Here is a 16,730-nt window from a genome sequence, read left to right as displayed (position 1 = left end):
CGGGATCGCGCAATGCTGCTGATCGGGGTCAATCGCTCACCGTTTACGCGACGCGTTGCGATCACGCTCAATATTTACGGCGTTCCGTTTGAGCAGCGTGCACTGTCCGGCTTCGGCGACCGCGCGGAGGTCAGGGCAAGCAATCCGCTTGGCCGCATTCCGGCGCTCGTGCTCGACAGCGGCGAGACGTTGATCGATAGCGACGCGATCATTGATCATCTCGATGAAGCCTACGGTGGCGACCAGCCTCTCACGCCGCGCCACGGCGCCGATCGCCGCGCCGTCTTGAAGGTCGCGGCCATGATGATGGGCGTGTGCGAGAAGTGCCTTCACGCGGCCTATGAGGGCAACCACCGTCCGCCGGAGAAGGTGCATCAGCCGTGGATCGACGACTGCATGGCCCAGGCCGCCAATGCGCTTAACACGGTCGAAGCCATGATAGAGCCGAAGCAGCCGTATTTGTTGCTCGAGCGTCTCACCCAGGCCGATGTGACCGCCGTTGTCGCGGAACGGCTCGCGCGTGCACGCGGCATCGATACCGATGTTCTCATGCCCAGGCTACGCGCACTGACGAGCAGGCTCGCAGAACAACCGCTCTTCCAGGTCAGCGAGCCCTAGTTCGGCCGCACCGGCATGTCCGGCATCGGCTGCGTCAGCGCTTCGCCGAGCAGGCTCTGCTCGTCCCTGGGGATCGAGAAGCGGACCTTGAAGCCGTCCTCGGTCTGAAGCGTGATGATGCGCTGGCTCGTGTCGGTCGACTGTTCGATCGCCCAGGATGCCAGCGGATAAGCATAGCGCAGGCTCTGGTCGCCGTAGCGGGCTTTCAGGGCCGCCTCGAGCAGGCCGGGCAGCGTCATGATGAGGGCACCGACCTGGTTGAGCGAGACACTGACGGCCGCGGTACTCCCCGTCACGTCCTCGAAGCCCAGCGAGATCGCACCGCCGTCGGCCGCCACCTCGCAGGTCGTGAGCTGCCTCACCTTGATTTCCATCGCCAGTCCCGGAACGCAGTTCGCTATATCCGTCAAGATATATCGATATGTCCACCCGCGTCCAGCCTGCTTTTCTGGATTTGATCGAACCGGCCGCCATGGCCCGTTCGGCCGGGGCGTGATATATAGTTCGATATAGCGAGGCCCGAACGGCCCGTTCTGCAAGGGAGCGAAAAGCCTATGAGTGACTTCAATCTTCTCATCGACGGCAAAATGGTGCCCGGCGACATGACGATGCCGGTTCTCAATCCCGCGACCGAAGAGGTGGTGGCACAATGCCCTCGCGCCTCGAAGTCGCAGCTTGATACGGCCGTTGCCGCCGCGAAGGCTGCCTTCCCGGCCTGGTCCGCGACCTCGATGGAGGACCGCCGCAAGGTCGTGATGAAGATGGCCGACGTGATCGAGGCCAACTCCGGCGAGCTCGCGCGCCTGCTCACCGCCGAACAGGGCAAGCCGCTCGCGGATGCCACCGGCGAAGTGCTCGGCATGGCCGCCTTCTTCCGCTATCTCGGCTCACTCGATCTGCCGATGAAGGTCATCGAGAATTCCGGCGACCGCAAGGTGGAAGCCTATCGCCGCCCGCTCGGCGTCGTCGGCGCCATCATCCCCTGGAACTATCCCCTCCTGATCCTCGCCTTCAAGCTGCCCTCCGCGCTCATCGCCGGCAACACCCTGATCGTGAAGCCCGCGCCGACCACGCCGCTCTCCTCCCTGCGCTTCGCCGAGCTGATCAAGGACGTCGTGCCGAAGGGCGTGCTCAACTTCATTACCGACGCCAACGATCTCGGCGGCGAGATGACCAAGCATCCCGACATCCGCAAGATCTCCTTCACCGGCTCGACGGCCACCGGCCAGAAGGTGATGGCGAGTGCTGCGCAGACGCTCAAGCGCATCACGCTCGAGCTTGGCGGCAACGACGCCGGCATCGTGCTCGACGACGTCGACCCGAAGAAGGTCGCACCCGGCATCTTCGAAGGCGCGTTCCAGAACTCCGGCCAGGTCTGCCTCGCCATCAAGCGGCTCTATGTGCACGAGTCCGTCTATGACGAGCTCTGCGACGAGCTGGTCGCGATCGCCAAGAGCACGGTCGTCGACGACGGTTCCAAGCAGGGCACCAAGCTCGGGCCGCTGCAGAACAAGATGCAGTACGAGAAGGTGAAGACGTTCCTCGAGGACGCGCACAAGAACGGCAAGGTGGTCGCCGGCGGCGCCGCGATGGACCGTCCCGGCTATTTCATCGAACCGACCATCGTGCGCGACATCAAGGAAGGCTCGAAGCTGGTCGACGAGGAGCAGTTCGGACCGGTGCTGCCGCTGATCAAATATTCCGATAAGGATGACGTGATCCGCCGCGCCAACGCGACGACCTACGGCCTCGGCGCCTCGGTCTGGTCGTCCGACATCAAGCGCGCCCACGAGGTGGCAACGCAGCTCGAGTCCGGCACGGTCTGGATCAACAAGCATCTCGACATGGCCCCGCACATCCCGTTCGGCGGCGCCAAGCAGTCGGGCATCGGTACCGAGTTCGCCGAGGAAGGCCTCGCCGAATTCACCCAGCTCCAGATCATCAACGGCCCGCCCGCGGCCTGATCCAAAAACCGGGGGCCGCGGCGGAACCGCCGCGGCCCCTTCCTCATTTGTGATGGAAACGGAGGCGGACCATGTTCGATGCGCAATGCGACCTCGCCGCCCTCGTCTACACGCCCGATCAGGACCCCGACGCCGTCTTGCGCAGCTTCGCCGCCGATCTGGTGACGCGCGGCCATCGCGTCGTCGGCATGGTGCAGGCCGGCCAATGCGCCGATTCCAGCCTCTCGGCCATCCTGCTTCACAGCGGCGAAAAGTTGCTGCTCGCGCAGGATTTCGACCCGGCCGCACAAGGCTGCCGCCTCGATTTGGCACGGCTGCAGAATGCGGGGACGCGGATCGCGGATGCGCTCTCGCACGGCGCCGACCTCGTCATCATCAACCGCTTCGGCAAGCGCGAACGCGACGGCAAGGGCCTGTCCTATCTGATCGAGCGCGCGCTCGATGCCGACATCCCCGTGGTGATCGCGGTCGGCAGAGACCACTTCGCCGACTGGATCAAGTTCGCCGGCGGCATGAGCGTCAAGCTTGGTTGCGATCGCGGCGCGCTGGACATTTGGTGGCAGGCTATCTCGACGCAAGATGCCGCACCTATGCCCGATGAGCATCCGACGGTTTGTGAAATTTTGAAGTGAAATAATCCGCAACCTGGTGTGGGTTTACATCGGCCTGTGGCTGATGCAGAGACGTCGCGTCCTTCATCAGCTCGGCGTGCTGCATCGTGAACAATGTCACCCTGAACCGGCCCATCGCGGTCTTCGATGCCGGGATCGGCAGCTACGCCATCGCGCGCAAGATCGCGGACCGGTTTCCCGGTCAGGATGTGCTCTACTTCGCCGATCGCGCCAGCTTCCCCTATGGCGGCAAGGGCCGGACCGAGCTGCTCGCCGTGATGCGACGGACGATCGAACGCCTGGAGAGTTTCGGTCCGGCAGCAATCGTGATCGCTTCCAATGCGCCTTCGGTCATGGTCCTCGACGATCTCAAGGATTGGAGCCCGACGCCGATCATCGGCGTGTTTCCGCCCGTCCGGCGCGCGCTCGACACATCCGTCACGAAACGGATCACCGTTCTGGGCGTCGCGTCTTTGATCTCGAGCTCTGAAATTCGCGGCTATGTCGGGCGCGAATCCGCCGGGCAAGGCAACGTCGACCTCGTCAGCGCGTCGGATCTGGTCGAGCTTGTCGAGAACAGCAAGTTTCTGACCGACCCCGAGACAACGCTGGCCGCCGTGCGCGCCAAGCTCGGCACGCTCCATCCGGACACGGATGTGGCGACATTATCGTCCACGCATCTGCCCTGGCTATTGCGCTATTTCGAGCAGGCCGGGCCGCGCCTGCGGTTTCTCGATCCGGCCGACGACGTCGTCGCGGCGGTCGGCTCGTACGCGACTCCCGGCTCCGGCACCTTCCGGACCCTGGTTTCAGAGCGCGAGGGTTATGATCTTGGGGATTTTCAGCGCATGCTCGCGCGCCTCGGGCTCGATTTGACCATCGAGCGCGTCTGAGCGGCGCGATCATTGCGACCTGCTATTCGTCCCTCAGCGCCGCGATCACCTGCTCGCCCTGCGCCGTCAGGCGATAACTCACCAGCGGGCGGCTCGATGGCGGCTTGCGGTCGGTCTCGACGATATAGCCGCGCACCATCAGCGCTTCGAAGCTGCCGTAATAACCGTACATGCTGATCTGGTTCTGCCTGAGCAGCTTGAACTCGCGCAGCAGGCGAATCTCGTTGCCCGAGAGCAGCGAACAGCGGACGCGCTGCACGAAGCTCGCGCGCTGCTCGAACCAGGCTTGATCGGGCAGCTCGCGCGAAGACGGCACATTGTCGCGATCGCAGGGGCGCGCCTCGACATCGGCGCGCACCACGGGCTGCGACGGCATGCTGCTGCCGACCGCTTCCCTGGCGTCATCGAGCAAGGCGAGCGGCCAGCGCCGCTTGTTGTCGACCATGACCGGCGGCGGCACGACATTGTCGCGCACCAGCTGCTCGAAGCGGCCGGCGGTCACGCCGACATAGGCGGCGGCGCGGCGGCGATCGACGAGACGGGTGTCGCGCCCGTGCTCCAGCTCGCCAGCGATCATCTCGTTCACCCCAAAATCCCCAGCCGCATCGTTGCGGGCGCGTCGCTGCGCGGGCCCGGCAGGCCCGTCAGCACGTGACATTAGGGTGAAACCGGCGCTCTCAAAAGGCAGAGAATTTCGTACATGTTGCTGCCGTTTCGGCAACAGCTATAGTCTGCCCATGCGCTTTCACTCACCGTCCATCCAGTACTTCCATGCCGTCCGCCGCACCGGCTCGATCCGCGCCGCGGCACGCCTCCTGAACGTCGCCTCCTCAGCGGTCAGTCGCCAAATTCTCAAGCTTGAACAAGAGGTTGGATCACCCTTATTCGAGCGCAATGCGCGCGGCCTGACCCTGACGACGGTCGGCGAGATGCTCGCGCGCCACGTCATGAACGTGCTTCAGGACCTCGATCGCTTCCGCTCGGACGTCGAGTCCCTGTCCGGCGCCTGGCACGGCAGCGTCAGCATCGCCTGCATCGAGTCCCTCACCGAATCGGTGCTGCCGGATCTGATCGCCTCGCACCGGACCCGTGCCCGGCGCGTCAGCTTCACCACGGAAGTCATGGGATCGTCCGATGTGCTCGAAGCCCTGCGCCGGGGTGAGGCCGATATCGGCATCGCCATCGCGCTCAGGCATCCGCCCGACCTGCGGCAGGTCGCGCTGAAGCGGTTTCGCCTCGGCGCGCTCGTCGCGCGCGAGCATCCGCTGGCGCGCCGCAAGACGGTGACGCTGGAGCAGTGCCTCGCCTTCCCCGTCATTCACGCGCTGCCGGAGCTGTCGATCTACCATTTGCTGCAGCCCTTGATCGCGCAGCTCTCCGAGACACCGGAGCCGGCGATTCAAGCCAACTCGATCGACCTCATGCGCGAGCTCGCCGCGCGCGGCGTCGGTGTCGCCTTCCAGACCCAGCTCGGCATCGGCCGGCTGTCGCGCGACGCTCAGCTCGTGTTCCTGCCGCTCGACAATGCGGGCAGCCCGGTGTGGTCGGATCTCGGCATCTATGTTCGCGCCGAGCGCACCCTGCCCGCTTTCACGGAGTCGTTCCTGCAGGAGATCGTCCGTGAACTGGGCGAGCGCGAACGGCGGGAGAATGCGGCCTATCCGCACATCGCGTGATCTGCATGCGTCCCCTGCGATCACGCGCAATAGGAATCGCCGCTGAAATGGCAGTAGTTTCCGGGATATGAACAGCAGTTGGCCGTCTGGTAATTGTTTCGGTTCCACCCCGACAGCTGTGGCCCCTGGGACATCGACATGCCGGTCAATCGGCTGAAGCCTTCGCGAGTCCTGAAAATCGAGCGCTTCTCGGATTTCAGCGAGTTTCGTGCCAACGAGGTACTCGGCCTCGGCACCAGCACGCCGCTTCGGCCGCGCGAGTTCTCGCTGTCGCGCGCAATCCTGCCGCTCCAGAACGGGCTGTTCGTACTTCAGCGCGCGTTTGCGCGACGCTACGAAGCCGAGATCGGGACGGACACCGGCATCGGCCTCGTTGTGCCCCTTTCCTTTCACGCCATCACCAACGGCGGCGAGGTCGACAGTTCGACCATCGCCGTGATGCGCGGCAAGGCGCCGGTGGAGTCGATGGAGCAGCAACCCAACACCTATGTCATGCTGCGCTTCAACTCGGACATGCGGCATCGCGGCTGGGCGGATTTCAACTCCGGCCTCGCCTATGTCCGCACGCAGGACGATCCGATGGCACGCTTGCGCGCCATTTTCCTGGAGATGTTCTCGCTGGCTTCGGCATGCGGTTCGCCGCGTCAATTCGAGGCGCTCAACCGTCCGATCCAGGAAACGCTGCTCGCAGGCCTCGACGCTGTCCTGGTGCCGGCCGAGGCCCGCACCGCCCGTCCCGGTTCGTTCGACCGGCACCGCAAGCTGATTGCGCAGCTCGACGAGGTCGTCGAACTGTTCGGTAGCAAGCCGCTCTACAGCGACGACCTCGCAGCTGCGCTTGGCGTGTCCGCGCGCACGCTCCAGGTCGCGACGCAAGCGGTGCACGGCGTCAGCCTGCATCACTATCTGCGTCTCAAGCGCCTGTGGGCCGTTCGCATCCAGCTCATGACCGGAGGCGACGGATTGACGGTGAAGGCCGCAGCGCTCGGCAACGGCTTCTGGCACCTCGGCGATTTCTCGAGGGGCTACAAGCAGGCCTTCGGCGAAGCACCGTCCGAGACGCTGGCGCGCGGACGGCGACCGCTTCATTTTGCCGTCGGCGCCTGAGCGAGCGGCTCGCGCTCAGGCGTGACCGTTCTCCTTGCGATGTCCGTTTTCGCTGAGGCGGTCGACCCAGGCGATGCCGATCGCCGAGATGATGAAGGTCAGGTGGATCAGCACCTGCCACATCACGCCGGTCTCGGTGAAATTGCTGCGCGTGGTGCCGAGATTGCCGGCCTCGATGAAGGTCCTGAGCAGCGAGATCGAGGAGATGCCGACGATCGCCATCGCGAGCTTGATCTTGAGCACGCTGGCGTTGACATGGCTCAGCCATTCCGGCTCGTCGGGATGGCCGCGCAGGTTCAGGCGGGAGACAAAGGTCTCGTAACCGCCGACGATCACCATGACGAGCAGGTTCGAGATCATGACGACGTCGATCAGGCCGAGCACGACCAGCATGATCTGCTGCTCGCTGGCGTCGAAGGAGTGCGCGACCAGGTGCCAGAGCTCTTTCAGGAACAGCAGCACGTAAACGGCCTGCGCGACGATGAGGCCGACATAGAGCGGCAATTGCAGCCAGCGCGAGCCGAAGATCAGCCGCGGAAACAGGCCGATCGGCGGCTGCGGCGCACGCGCGGCCAAAGGTGCTTGGGGTTCAGACGACATCGATCACTCCAGAAAAACGTAGGCAGGAAGGCAGGACTTCAGGAAGGCAGGACTTAGAGGCTCGCGATGACAGGCGCGAGCTCGAGCGAGCCGCGATAGATCATCTCGAAGGCGACGTAGACGATGATGGCGAGGCCGACATAGGCGATCCAGCGCTGCTTCTGGAGCACGCGGCCGAGCAGATCGGCCGCGACGCCCATCAGCGCGACTGACAGGACCAGGCCGAAGACGAGGATGTAGGGGTGCTCTCGCGCCGCGCCCGCGACCGCGAGCACGTTGTCGAGCGACATCGAGACGTCGGCGGCGACGATCTGCAAGGCAGCCTGCTTGAACGTCTTGCGCGGCGCAGCCGCGCTGGTCGCTCCACCGCCATGGCTGAAGGCAAGCTGGTTCGCATGCGCGGCCTGCTCACGCAGCTCGCGCCACATCTTCCAGCACACCCACAGCAACAGCACACCGCCGGCGAGCAGCAGGCCGATCACCTGCAGGAGCTGGGTTGCGACGCCGGCGAAGACGATGCGCAAGCCGGTCGCGGCCACGATGCCGACGACGATGGCACGGCGGCGCTGATCGGCCGGGAGGCCTGCAGCGGCGAGACCGATGACGACGGCATTGTCGCCGGCGAGCACGAGGTCGATCAGAACGACCTGGAGCAGCGCGGTCAGCGCTTCGGCGGTGATGAGTTCAATCATGACTGATTATTTTTCGAAACTGACGGATCCAGCCAGTGCGGTTTGCGGCGCTCGATCCAATCGAAGACCTTTGAGCGGGACGCACGCAGCGCCGGCACGTCCTCGGCGAGCAGCGCGAGGCCGAGTGGCAGCATCCAGATGCCGAGGACCGGCAGGAAGGACAGCACGCCACCGACGACGAGCAGCGCGCCCGAGGGAATCCGGACCCAGCGGCTGGACGGTTGCAGGAGATAGTCGACGGTGCCGGCAAGGCGCGGCGGCAGCCGATGAACGAGCGCGTCAAGCCGCGGGTCGCCACCGGCCGGTTGACCGGTGGCGCCCGCAGACCTCGTCTTTTGCTCGTCCGAAGCTGCGCTCATGCTCACGCCTTCGCGGCGGCGCTGACCGCAGCCGCCCCGACCGGCTTCGCGCGCGGCAGCACCAGCGTCAGCAGGCGCAACAGCTTGATCGCCTGCACCTCGTGCGGATGCACGTCCTCGTCCGCGGCCGCGACGCGCTCCGACAGCTCGATGAGATGGGACGACAGCGGCAGGTCCGAGACCGGCCGCAAGGTGTCGATCACCACATTGGCGAAATCAGGCTCTTCGAGCCGTTCGGCGAGCTCGTCGAACATCGCAAACAGGCGCTCCTCGCTGATATGCGGCGCCAATCCGCGTTCCCTGATGAACCGGATCACCTCGTCGCGCTCGACCGGCGACACGCGCCGGTCGGCCACGGCAACCAGTGCGCCGGCGATCACCAGCGCCACCGCAGCCTGCTCGCTAAAGCTGCGCGGCTCGGTGATCTCGAGTTCGATCGGATTGGAATTATTGGCGTCAGACATCGTCGCTCCTCAATCTTGCGAAATGGCCGCGCGGAGCTGCAGATGGGACGATTGGTCGGAGGGAACGTAAGAAGGCCCGACGATCGGCCGATCCATCGCATTCGCGCGGGACAGGTCATCCGACATCGCGAGGTTTTGCTGACATTGTCAGCGTCCTCGCCAGAGGGGCCCGGATTCTTGTTCTCCCCAGAGATAAAGCCGGGTGCGCCGGAATCAAGACGAGACGCGTGCGACCAGCCGCCGCATCGGAGTTCCGGGTCGCGCTCTCGTTACGCGTGCAGGCGTGAGCTTCGCTCCTAACCAACGACCTCCACGAGATGCGCGCGCGATGGTGACGGATCGAACCGGTCACCGAAATATTGCGTTTCGTGCGCTACCAATCCGTCGCGGAATTCCATGATGCTGACGACGTAGGATGGCACCCCGTCATAGGTCAGGACGAATTCGCTCACCCAGAGATCGCCGCCACCGATAATCCGCCGCACCGTGAAGCGCTTCTGGTTCGGCTGCACGAAGCGGCTCTGCTGGATGTTCCGTCGGCCGCGGATACGCTCGCCGGACTGCGGATAATCGAGCACGGCGTCGTCGCGGTAGATGTCATGCTCGGCCTCGAAATCGTTCGCATCCGACGCCTCCCAGTGGCGCTGCAGCGCCGCCAATTTGGCCTGGTCATCCATCTCGATCTCCCGCCTTGCGGTTTCGGTCTTGCCTAGATCGGAACGTGGGCAGCCGGCGGCAAGCCGGCCTCGCAACGTCTAACAACGCCTAACGCGCCAAAAAGCCGGCCGGGATGCAGATTAGGGTCGTCGTGATCCGGAATCCGCCGGAGCGCGGAGCCGCAGTGGTCGCAGGGAGAACAGACATGGCACGTTTGCTGTCCGTCAATGTCGGCCTGCCGCGTGACATCGCCTGGCAAGGCCGGACGGTCCATACCGGCATCTGGAAAGCCCCTGTCGAAGGCCCGCGCAGAGTGCGTCGGCTCAACATCGATGGCGATGGCCAGGGCGACATTGCGGGTCACGGCGGCGAGCAGCGTGCCGTGTATGTCTATCAGGATGCGTCCTATCGCTACTGGCAGGAGCATCTCGGTCGATCGAACTTCGTTCCTGGTCAATTCGGCGAGAACTTCACCGTCGAGGGCCTCGCCGACGCGGAGGTCTGCATCGGAGATCGCTACAGGATCGGCTCGGCCGTGTTCGAGGTGACGCAGCCGCGCGTCACCTGCTACCGGCTCGGCATTCGCATGGAGGAGCCGGACATGGCCGCGCTGCTGGTCAAGCACGGCCGGCCCGGATTCTATTTTCGTGTGATCGAGGAAGGTGACGTCGAGGCGGGTGATGAGATTATGCGGGTCGCCAGCGGCCCTGAGAGCATGAGCGTGTTCGAGATCAACACGCTGCTCTATTTGCCCCCTCACCCGCGCGAGCACCTGGAGCGCGCGCTCAAAATTGCGGCGCTGAGCCGCGGCTGGCATCGTTCCTTCGCAGCCATGCTCGCGCAGAAGGACAATCCGGCGACAGGCAATGCCGGGCTTGGTCCGGCGGCAAGCCCATCTCCCGCCTGGCGCGGCTTCCGACCGTATCGCGTCGCGCGCAAGATCGCCGAAACCGACAACGTGACGTCGCTGATCCTCGAACCGGCGGACGGACATCCGGGGGTCGCGGCCCTGCCCGGCCAGTTCGTCATCATGCGGCTCGGACCTTCCGCCACGCCTGCGATGACGCGCAGCTATTCGCTGTCGCGCCACGCCGATGCGGCGTCCTATCGTCTCAGCATCAAACGCGAAGCACACGGCATCGCCAGCACGTACGTCGCCGACGAGCTCGAACCCGGCGACATCGTCCAGCTCGGTGCGCCGCGCGGCAGCTTCACGCTGCAGCAGGGCACGCGGCCAATTGTCCTGCTGAGCGCCGGCATCGGCGTGACGCCGGTTCTCGCGATGCTCCACGCGCTCGCGGCGGAAGGAACGACACGGGAGGTCTGGTGGCTGCACGGCAACCGCAACGGCCGCGAGCATGCCTTCGGCGCCGAGGTGCGCGAATTGCTGGGCAGGCTTCCTCACCATCACAGCCACGTCTGCTACAGCAGGCCCGATCCCAACGATCGCCCCGAGGTCGATTTCGACAGCACCGGACATCTGGACCGGCAGCTGCTCCAGACCATCAACGTACCCCAGGATGGCGACTTCTATCTCTGCGGACCGGCCGCGTTCATCAGCGACCTCACGACCGCCCTCCACGCATGGGGCGTGGCACCCGATCGCATCCACACTGAATTGTTCGGCGCCAGGCCTTCGTTGACGCCCGGCATCGCAGCTTCACCGAACAGGTCCGCGCATCTGCCGCTGGGCGTACCGGGCCCGGGACCCATGGTGTCCTTTGCCCGCAGCGGCCTCAATGTCTGCTGGGGACCATCCTACGCCAGCCTGCTCGAACTGGCTGAAGCCTGCGACGTCCCCGTGCGCTGGTCGTGCCGGACCGGCGTGTGCCACAACTGCGAAAGCGGGCTCGTTGCCGGCGACGTCAGCTATCAGCCCGATCCGCTCGACGCACCGGCGGACGGAAATGTCCTGATCTGCTGCGCACGCCCGCAAGGCGACATCGTGATCGATCTCTAGAACATGGGAGAGTCCTATGCGAACTGACATGGTGCCGGGAGCGACCTTTCCGGATTACGAGCTGAGCGATCACACCGGCAAGCACCGCAAGCTCTCAGAGCTGCAGGGCATCGATCCGATGGTCGTCGTTCTCGGCCGCGGCGGCTACTGTCCGAAGGACCGCCGCCAGGCCGAAGGGCTGCTGCAACTTCATCGCGAGATGGAGGTGGGCTATTGCCGGCTGGTGACGATCACCACCGACAACATCACCCAGACCAACGAATATCGCAGCGGCGTCGGCGCGCATTGGCCGTTCCTCTCGGACTCACGGCGCATCGTTCAGAAGGATCTCGACATCGCCGAATATACCGACCCCGTGCACAATCCGATGATTCCGCATGTCATCGTGCTGGAGCCCGGCTTGCGCATTCACAAGATCTACAACGGCTACTGGTTCTTCGGGCGCCCGACCGTCGAGGAGCTCCGCGGAGATCTCCGGGCCGTCAGCAAGATCTGCCGCCCGGATTGGGACATCACGGCGCCCGGCTTCAAGGCGCAATGGGATCAGGGCCGCAAGGAACATTTTTATCCCTACGGCAAAACTTACGCCGAAACGCTCGGCGAACAGGGCTAGAAACACATTCCAAGCTCGCCGGTCCGCAGCAAGTGCCGGCCTGGAATGTGGATGATGCAGAAGAGAACCAATCCCGACCGCCGCGCCGGCCGCATGGGCGCTCGCCAGATCTACGAGGCCTTGCGCGATCAGATCATGTCGCTGGTCTACGGCGCTGATGGCCTGTTGCCGTCGTCGCGGGCGCTGGCCAGTGAGATGGGCGTGGCCCGCTCGACCGTCACGATCGCCTATGAGCAGCTCACGGCGGAAGGATTTATCGAGACGCGTCCTGGCGCCCGGCCGCGCGTCGCGCGCGCCGTGGTGGAGCGTGGACGCGCCCGCGCGACGTCGCGGCCATCGACGCGCAAGGTGCGGCTGTCCGCATTCGGCGAGCGATTGCGCCAGGACCCGCCGCGCTGGAACGAGCCGCCACGCGGGCTCGTCGCCAACTTCCGCTATGGCGAGCTGTCGCCGTCGGACTTCCCCGTGCTCGCATGGAAGAAGGCCGTAACGGCTGCAATGGCGCGCAAGCCCGAGCGGCTCGCCTATGACGACCCCTGCGGGTCACTGCGGCTGAGGACCGCGCTTCAGGGCTATCTCTGGCGATCGCGCAGCATCCGCTGCGAGGTCGACCAGATCGTCGTCGTCAACGGCTCGCAGCAGGGCCTCGATATCTGCGCGCGCCTGCTGCTCGATGCCGGCGACCGCTTCATCATGGAGGATCCCGGCTACCAGATGGCACGGCACACATTTGCTGCGACGGGCGCCGTCGCGATGCCGGTCACGGTCGATGCCGAGGGCCTCCAGACCGGGCGGCTCGAGGGCATCGCCGCCCGCCTCGCCTATGTGACGCCGTCGCATCAATATCCGCTCGGCGGCGTGATGCCGATCGGACGCCGGCACCAATTGCTCGCCTGGGCGAGAGCGAACGACGCTTACGTGATCGAGGACGATTACGACAGCGAGTATCGCTACGACACCAAGCCGATCCCGCCGCTGCATGCGCTGGAAGGCCGCGACAACGTGATCTATCTCGGTACCGTCTCCAAGACGCTCTCACCGACCTTGCGGATCGGCTATCTCGTGGTGCCGCCGGGCTTGCGATCCCTGTTCGCCGCCGCCAAGCAGATCATGGACCGGCACACGCCGCTGATCGAGCAGGAGGCACTCGCGGCGATGCTGGAGAGCGGCGCCTATGACAGTCACGTCAGGCGCGTGCGCCGGCGCAACGCCGAGCGCCAGCAGGCGCTGCTTGCCGCCCTTCACCGCCGCTTCGGCGATCGTGTCAGGGTCGAGGGCACCGCCGCCGGCCTGCACGTGGTGGCGTGGTTCGACAGCCTGCCGCAAAAGCATGAGGGCGCGCTGATCGAGGCCGCCCGCGCCAAGGGCGTCGGCATCTATCCGGTCTCCGCGCTATTCGCCGGTCCCCGAGCGCGGAAGTCGGTCGGCCTCGTCATGGGCTATTCGGCGCTGGAAACGGCGCAGATCGAGCGGGGCTGCAAGCTCCTGGCACAGGCGGTCGCTGAACTGGACTGATCAAATTGCATAAAACTGGTAGTTTCTCATAGTCCAGATTGCGGCTATCTCCGGGTCAAGAACGGAGACATGCCATGTATATTCCCCCCGCCTTCAGGGACGACGACATCGAGAGCATCCGCGCAACCATCCGCGCCGCCCGCCTCGCCAGCCTCGTCACCGCCACCGCCGAAGGTCCGGTCGCAACCCCCTTGCCGCTCTTCCTCGATGAGAGCGAGGGCGAGCATGGCGTGCTGTACGGGCATGTGGCGAAGGCCAACCCGCAATGGAAGCTGGCGCCGATCGGCGATGCGCTCGCGATCTTCTCGGGTCCCGACGCCTATGTGACGCCGTCCTGGTACGCCACCAAGCAGGAAACCGAAAAGGTCGTGCCGACCTGGAATTACATCGCTGTGCATGCCTATGGCCCGGTGGAATTCTTCCAGGCCCCTGAGCGCCTGCTCGAGGTCGTGACGCGGTTGACCAGAAAGCACGAAGGCGCGCGTGCAAAGCCGTGGGCGGTCAGTGATGCCCCCGCGGACTTCATCGCCGCGCAGCTGCGCGGAATCGTCGGTGTGCGCATCCCCGTGGTGCGGTTCGAAGGCAAGCGCAAGATGAGCCAAAATCGGCCCGAGGCCGATCGCGTCGGCGTCGCACAAGGTCTTGCGGCGAGCGAGAACGCCGGCGATCGCGAGGTCGCGCCCCTGATCCCGCTGCCGACCTGAAGTGCTGGCGTGGGTGGCGTCAGTGATCGCCCTGCTCGCGCTGCCGATGGGCGTATTCCGCGCCCCAGCCGAGGCCGAGCGTCACGGAGATGAGCGAGCCGAGCAGGACGCCGAATTTCGCGGCGTCCAGCAACCTCTCATCAGTGAAGGCGAGCATGGCGATGAAGATCGACATGGTGAAACCGATGCCGGCCAGAAGCCCGATAAGGCAGATGCCGGACCATGACACGCCCGGCGCCAGTCGGCACCATCCGGTACGCACCGCGAGCCAGGTCGCGCCGATCACGCCGATCGGCTTTCCCGCGCACAGCGCGAGCCCGATGCCGAGCGTCACGAATTGCGCGCCGCCACTGAACGCGGCGCCCCTGAGATCGACGCCGGCATTGGCCAGCGCGAACAGCGGCATGATGGCATAAGCGACCCAGGGATGCAGGGCCGTCTCAACGCGGATGACGGGCGGCACGATCCCGGGCGCGGCTGAACGGACCGGCGTGATCAGGCCCAGCACAACGCCCGCGAGCGTCGGATGGACGCCTGCCGTGAGGAAGCCCGCCCAGACGATGAAGGCCGGCACGACATAAGCAAATGCGGAGTTGAATCCAAGCCGCTGAAACCCCAGCGCCAGGAGCACGCCGAACGAAGCGACCATGAAGCCGTTGAGATCGAGACTGCTCGTGTAGAACAGTGCGATGACGAGCACTGCAATGATGTCGTCGATGATGGCCAGGGCCAGAAGGAAGACCCGGACATTGACAGGAATTGATCGCCCCAACAGTGCGAGTACGCCGACCGCAAAGGCGATGTCCGTCGCGGTCGGGATCGCCCAGCCCTGGCTACGCCCTGTGACGGTGTTGAAGCTTAAATAGATCAGCGCGGGAACGACCACACCGCCGACGGCCGCCAGCACCGGCAGGATGGCCTGATCGAACCTGCTCAGCGCTCCCTCATGCATCTCGCGGCGGATCTCCATGCCGACGACCAGGAAGAACACCGTCATCAATCCATCGTTGATCCAGAAATGCAGGGACCTGACGAAAGCGAAGTCCCCGAGCCGAAGCGTGACCGGCTGGTTCCAGATGTCGTGATACCAATGAGCGAAGGGTGAGTTGGCCCAGAGCAATGCGGCAGCCGCAGCCACCAGCAGCACGACGCCGCTCACGGCCTCGACATGCAGGAAATGCTGGAGCGTGTTCAGCGCACGCGCGACGAAAAACGGTGATTTGGGCAGGTGCCTGCCGGGCAGCTGATCATTCATGGGGCGCACGCATCCTGCGTGGCGGCCCGACCATCGCTTGACCTGTCGCTGCCCAATGCAGCGAGCACCCTGAGAGGTGTTCTACACAGCGAGGCGATGAAGGCAACCCCGCTCCGTGCGCGTCGGCCTCGACCAAATGGCTGGAACCCTCACGTGGTGAGGATCGTTGGTGCACCTCACGACACTTTGCCGCACGGGAACCTCATGTGCCGCTGGATCGCATATCGGGGCGAGACGACCTCGTTCGAACCTTACGTCACCGAGCCCGAGCATTCGCTGATCGCGCAGAGCATTCGCTCGCTGCAGTCGACGGCGGGATCGAATGGCGACGGCTTTGGTCTCGGCTGGTATGGCGAGCATCCCGAGCCCGGGCTTTATCGCGAGACGCGGCCGGCGTGGTCGGATGAAAATCTGCGCTACCTCTGCCGCCATCTGCGCTCGCATCTGTTCTTTGCCCATGTGCGCGCCGCCACCGGCACCGCGGTGACGCGGCAGAACTGCCATCCCTTTGCCTGCGGCCAATGGATGTTCATGCACAACGGTTTTGTCGGCAGCTGGAACCGGCTGCGACGCAAGGTCGAGGCGCTGATCCCCGATGCCTACTATCCGTCGCGGCTGGGAACGACCGACTCGGAGGCCGTGTTCCTCGCCATGATGGGTGCCGGTCTCGACGCCGATCCGCTCGGCGCAACGCGCGCCGTGCTGCAATCGCTCGTCGGTCTCGTCAACGAAGGCCAACTGTGCGAACGGCTGCGCTTCACCAGCGCGATCGCCAACGGACGCGATCTCTACGCGTTTCGCGTCGCCGTCAACGACGCCGCCAACACGCTCTATTATCGCGAGGCCGGCGACGGCCAGGTCGTCGTCGTGTCCGAGCCGTTCGACAAGGAAACCGGCTGGACCGAGGTGCCGCCGAACCACGCGCTGATCGCGCGCGCGTCAGACCACGTGAAAATTGTTCCGTTCGAGCTTGCAATTTCCGGTGGGACCGAGGCGGAACCCGCCCCGGCCAGGAGGATTATCGCCGGCAGGTAATACCACT

General features: G+C 65.0%; 19 protein-coding genes. 11 read left to right on the top strand and 8 right to left on the bottom strand.

Annotated elements, in window-relative coordinates:
* The first annotated feature begins 12 nt into the window (after window positions 1-12).
* Window positions 13-618 carry a glutathione S-transferase family protein gene (locus NLM31_RS18170; protein ID WP_254193136.1) on the top strand — a complete coding sequence of 202 codons (606 nt, stop codon included), beginning with the start codon at window positions 13-15 and terminating at the stop codon, window positions 616-618.
* Here NLM31_RS18170 and NLM31_RS18165 read toward each other — a convergent pair.
* Window positions 615-992: a hypothetical protein gene (locus NLM31_RS18165; protein WP_254193135.1), complete on the bottom strand. Its 378-nt coding sequence runs from the start codon at window positions 990-992 to the stop codon at window positions 615-617. The two genes, NLM31_RS18170 and NLM31_RS18165, sit on opposite strands and share 4 nt — an antisense overlap.
* Window positions 993-1,172: 180 nt before the next feature.
* Between NLM31_RS18165 and NLM31_RS18160 the strand changes: the two genes are divergently transcribed.
* The 3 genes from NLM31_RS18160 (at window position 1,173) to NLM31_RS18150 (ending at window position 4,086) form a co-directional block, all read left to right on the top strand.
* Window positions 1,173-2,582 (top strand): aldehyde dehydrogenase family protein, encoded by a 1,410-nt coding sequence (locus tag NLM31_RS18160; RefSeq protein WP_254130672.1) that lies wholly within the window; start codon window positions 1,173-1,175, stop codon window positions 2,580-2,582.
* Window positions 2,583-2,653: 71 nt separating this feature from the next.
* Window positions 2,654-3,214, top strand: a complete 561-nt coding sequence (locus tag NLM31_RS18155) for a DUF2478 domain-containing protein (RefSeq protein WP_254193134.1) — start codon at window positions 2,654-2,656, stop codon at window positions 3,212-3,214.
* An 86-nt stretch (window positions 3,215-3,300) separates the two neighbouring features.
* Window positions 3,301-4,086, top strand: coding sequence for a glutamate racemase (locus NLM31_RS18150; RefSeq protein WP_254193133.1), 786 nt, complete (start codon window positions 3,301-3,303; stop codon window positions 4,084-4,086).
* Window positions 4,087-4,108: 22 nt separating this feature from the next.
* On the opposite strand, the gene NLM31_RS18145 is transcribed toward NLM31_RS18150, so the two are convergent.
* Window positions 4,109-4,663 carry a hypothetical protein gene (locus tag NLM31_RS18145; RefSeq protein ID WP_254196221.1) on the bottom strand — a complete coding sequence of 185 codons (555 nt, stop codon included), beginning with the start codon at window positions 4,661-4,663 and terminating at the stop codon, window positions 4,109-4,111.
* A gap of 160 nt (window positions 4,664-4,823) precedes the next feature.
* Between NLM31_RS18145 and NLM31_RS18140 the strand changes: the two genes are divergently transcribed.
* Window positions 4,824-5,762: a LysR family transcriptional regulator gene (locus NLM31_RS18140; RefSeq protein ID WP_254193132.1), complete on the top strand. Its 939-nt coding sequence runs from the start codon at window positions 4,824-4,826 to the stop codon at window positions 5,760-5,762.
* A 138-nt stretch (window positions 5,763-5,900) separates the two neighbouring features.
* Entirely contained in the window at window positions 5,901-6,869 is a 969-nt protein-coding gene (locus NLM31_RS18135) for a helix-turn-helix domain-containing protein (protein ID WP_254193131.1), read from the top strand.
* Between the two features lie 15 nt (window positions 6,870-6,884).
* Here NLM31_RS18135 and NLM31_RS18130 read toward each other — a convergent pair whose 3' ends face one another.
* From NLM31_RS18130 to NLM31_RS18110, 5 genes are all read right to left on the bottom strand, one after another.
* The gene (locus tag NLM31_RS18130) at window positions 6,885-7,469 is read right to left on the bottom strand and encodes a TIGR00645 family protein (RefSeq protein WP_254193130.1); all 585 of its coding nucleotides are present in this window, start codon (window positions 7,467-7,469) and stop codon (window positions 6,885-6,887) included.
* 53 nt (window positions 7,470-7,522) lie between these two features.
* Window positions 7,523-8,161: a TerC family protein gene (locus NLM31_RS18125; protein WP_254193129.1), complete on the bottom strand. Its 639-nt coding sequence runs from the start codon at window positions 8,159-8,161 to the stop codon at window positions 7,523-7,525.
* Window positions 8,158-8,520 (bottom strand): hypothetical protein, encoded by a 363-nt coding sequence (locus NLM31_RS18120; RefSeq protein ID WP_254193128.1) that lies wholly within the window; start codon window positions 8,518-8,520, stop codon window positions 8,158-8,160. The genes NLM31_RS18125 and NLM31_RS18120 overlap by 4 nt, the downstream gene beginning before the upstream one ends.
* Window positions 8,521-8,522: 2 nt before the next feature.
* Window positions 8,523-8,984, bottom strand: a complete 462-nt coding sequence (locus NLM31_RS18115) for a tellurite resistance TerB family protein (RefSeq protein WP_254193127.1) — start codon at window positions 8,982-8,984, stop codon at window positions 8,523-8,525.
* 296 nt (window positions 8,985-9,280) lie between these two features.
* Window positions 9,281-9,661 carry a nuclear transport factor 2 family protein gene (locus NLM31_RS18110; RefSeq protein ID WP_254193126.1) on the bottom strand — a complete coding sequence of 127 codons (381 nt, stop codon included), beginning with the start codon at window positions 9,659-9,661 and terminating at the stop codon, window positions 9,281-9,283.
* Between the two features lie 185 nt (window positions 9,662-9,846).
* Here NLM31_RS18110 and NLM31_RS18105 point away from each other — a divergent pair, with 185 nt between their 5' ends.
* The 4 genes from NLM31_RS18105 (at window position 9,847) to NLM31_RS18090 (ending at window position 14,433) form a co-directional block, all read left to right on the top strand.
* Window positions 9,847-11,601: an MOSC and FAD-binding oxidoreductase domain-containing protein gene (locus NLM31_RS18105; protein ID WP_254193125.1), complete on the top strand. Its 1,755-nt coding sequence runs from the start codon at window positions 9,847-9,849 to the stop codon at window positions 11,599-11,601.
* A 16-nt stretch (window positions 11,602-11,617) separates the two neighbouring features.
* The gene (locus NLM31_RS18100; RefSeq protein ID WP_254193124.1) at window positions 11,618-12,214 is read left to right on the top strand and encodes a redoxin domain-containing protein; all 597 of its coding nucleotides are present in this window, start codon (window positions 11,618-11,620) and stop codon (window positions 12,212-12,214) included.
* Window positions 12,215-12,265: 51 nt separating this feature from the next.
* Entirely contained in the window at window positions 12,266-13,729 is a 1,464-nt protein-coding gene (locus NLM31_RS18095) for a PLP-dependent aminotransferase family protein (RefSeq protein WP_254193123.1), read from the top strand.
* Between the two features lie 74 nt (window positions 13,730-13,803).
* Entirely contained in the window at window positions 13,804-14,433 is a 630-nt protein-coding gene (locus NLM31_RS18090; RefSeq protein WP_254193122.1) for an FMN-binding negative transcriptional regulator, read from the top strand.
* Between the two features lie 19 nt (window positions 14,434-14,452).
* Here the strand turns inward: NLM31_RS18090 and nhaA are convergent, their stop codons facing one another.
* Complete coding sequence (gene nhaA, locus NLM31_RS18085) at window positions 14,453-15,688, bottom strand: Na+/H+ antiporter NhaA (RefSeq protein WP_254193121.1); 1,236 nt, start codon at window positions 15,686-15,688, stop codon at window positions 14,453-14,455.
* A 204-nt stretch (window positions 15,689-15,892) separates the two neighbouring features.
* Here nhaA and NLM31_RS18080 point away from each other — a divergent pair, with 204 nt between their 5' ends.
* Window positions 15,893-16,723, top strand: coding sequence for a class II glutamine amidotransferase (locus NLM31_RS18080; RefSeq protein ID WP_254193120.1), 831 nt, complete (start codon window positions 15,893-15,895; stop codon window positions 16,721-16,723).
* Window positions 16,724-16,730: the final 7 nt, after the last annotated feature.

The organism is Bradyrhizobium sp. CCGUVB4N, assembly GCF_024199945.1.
Classification (GTDB): Bacteria; Pseudomonadota; Alphaproteobacteria; order Rhizobiales; family Xanthobacteraceae; genus Bradyrhizobium.
This window is presented reverse-complemented; position numbering and strand designations above follow the sequence as displayed.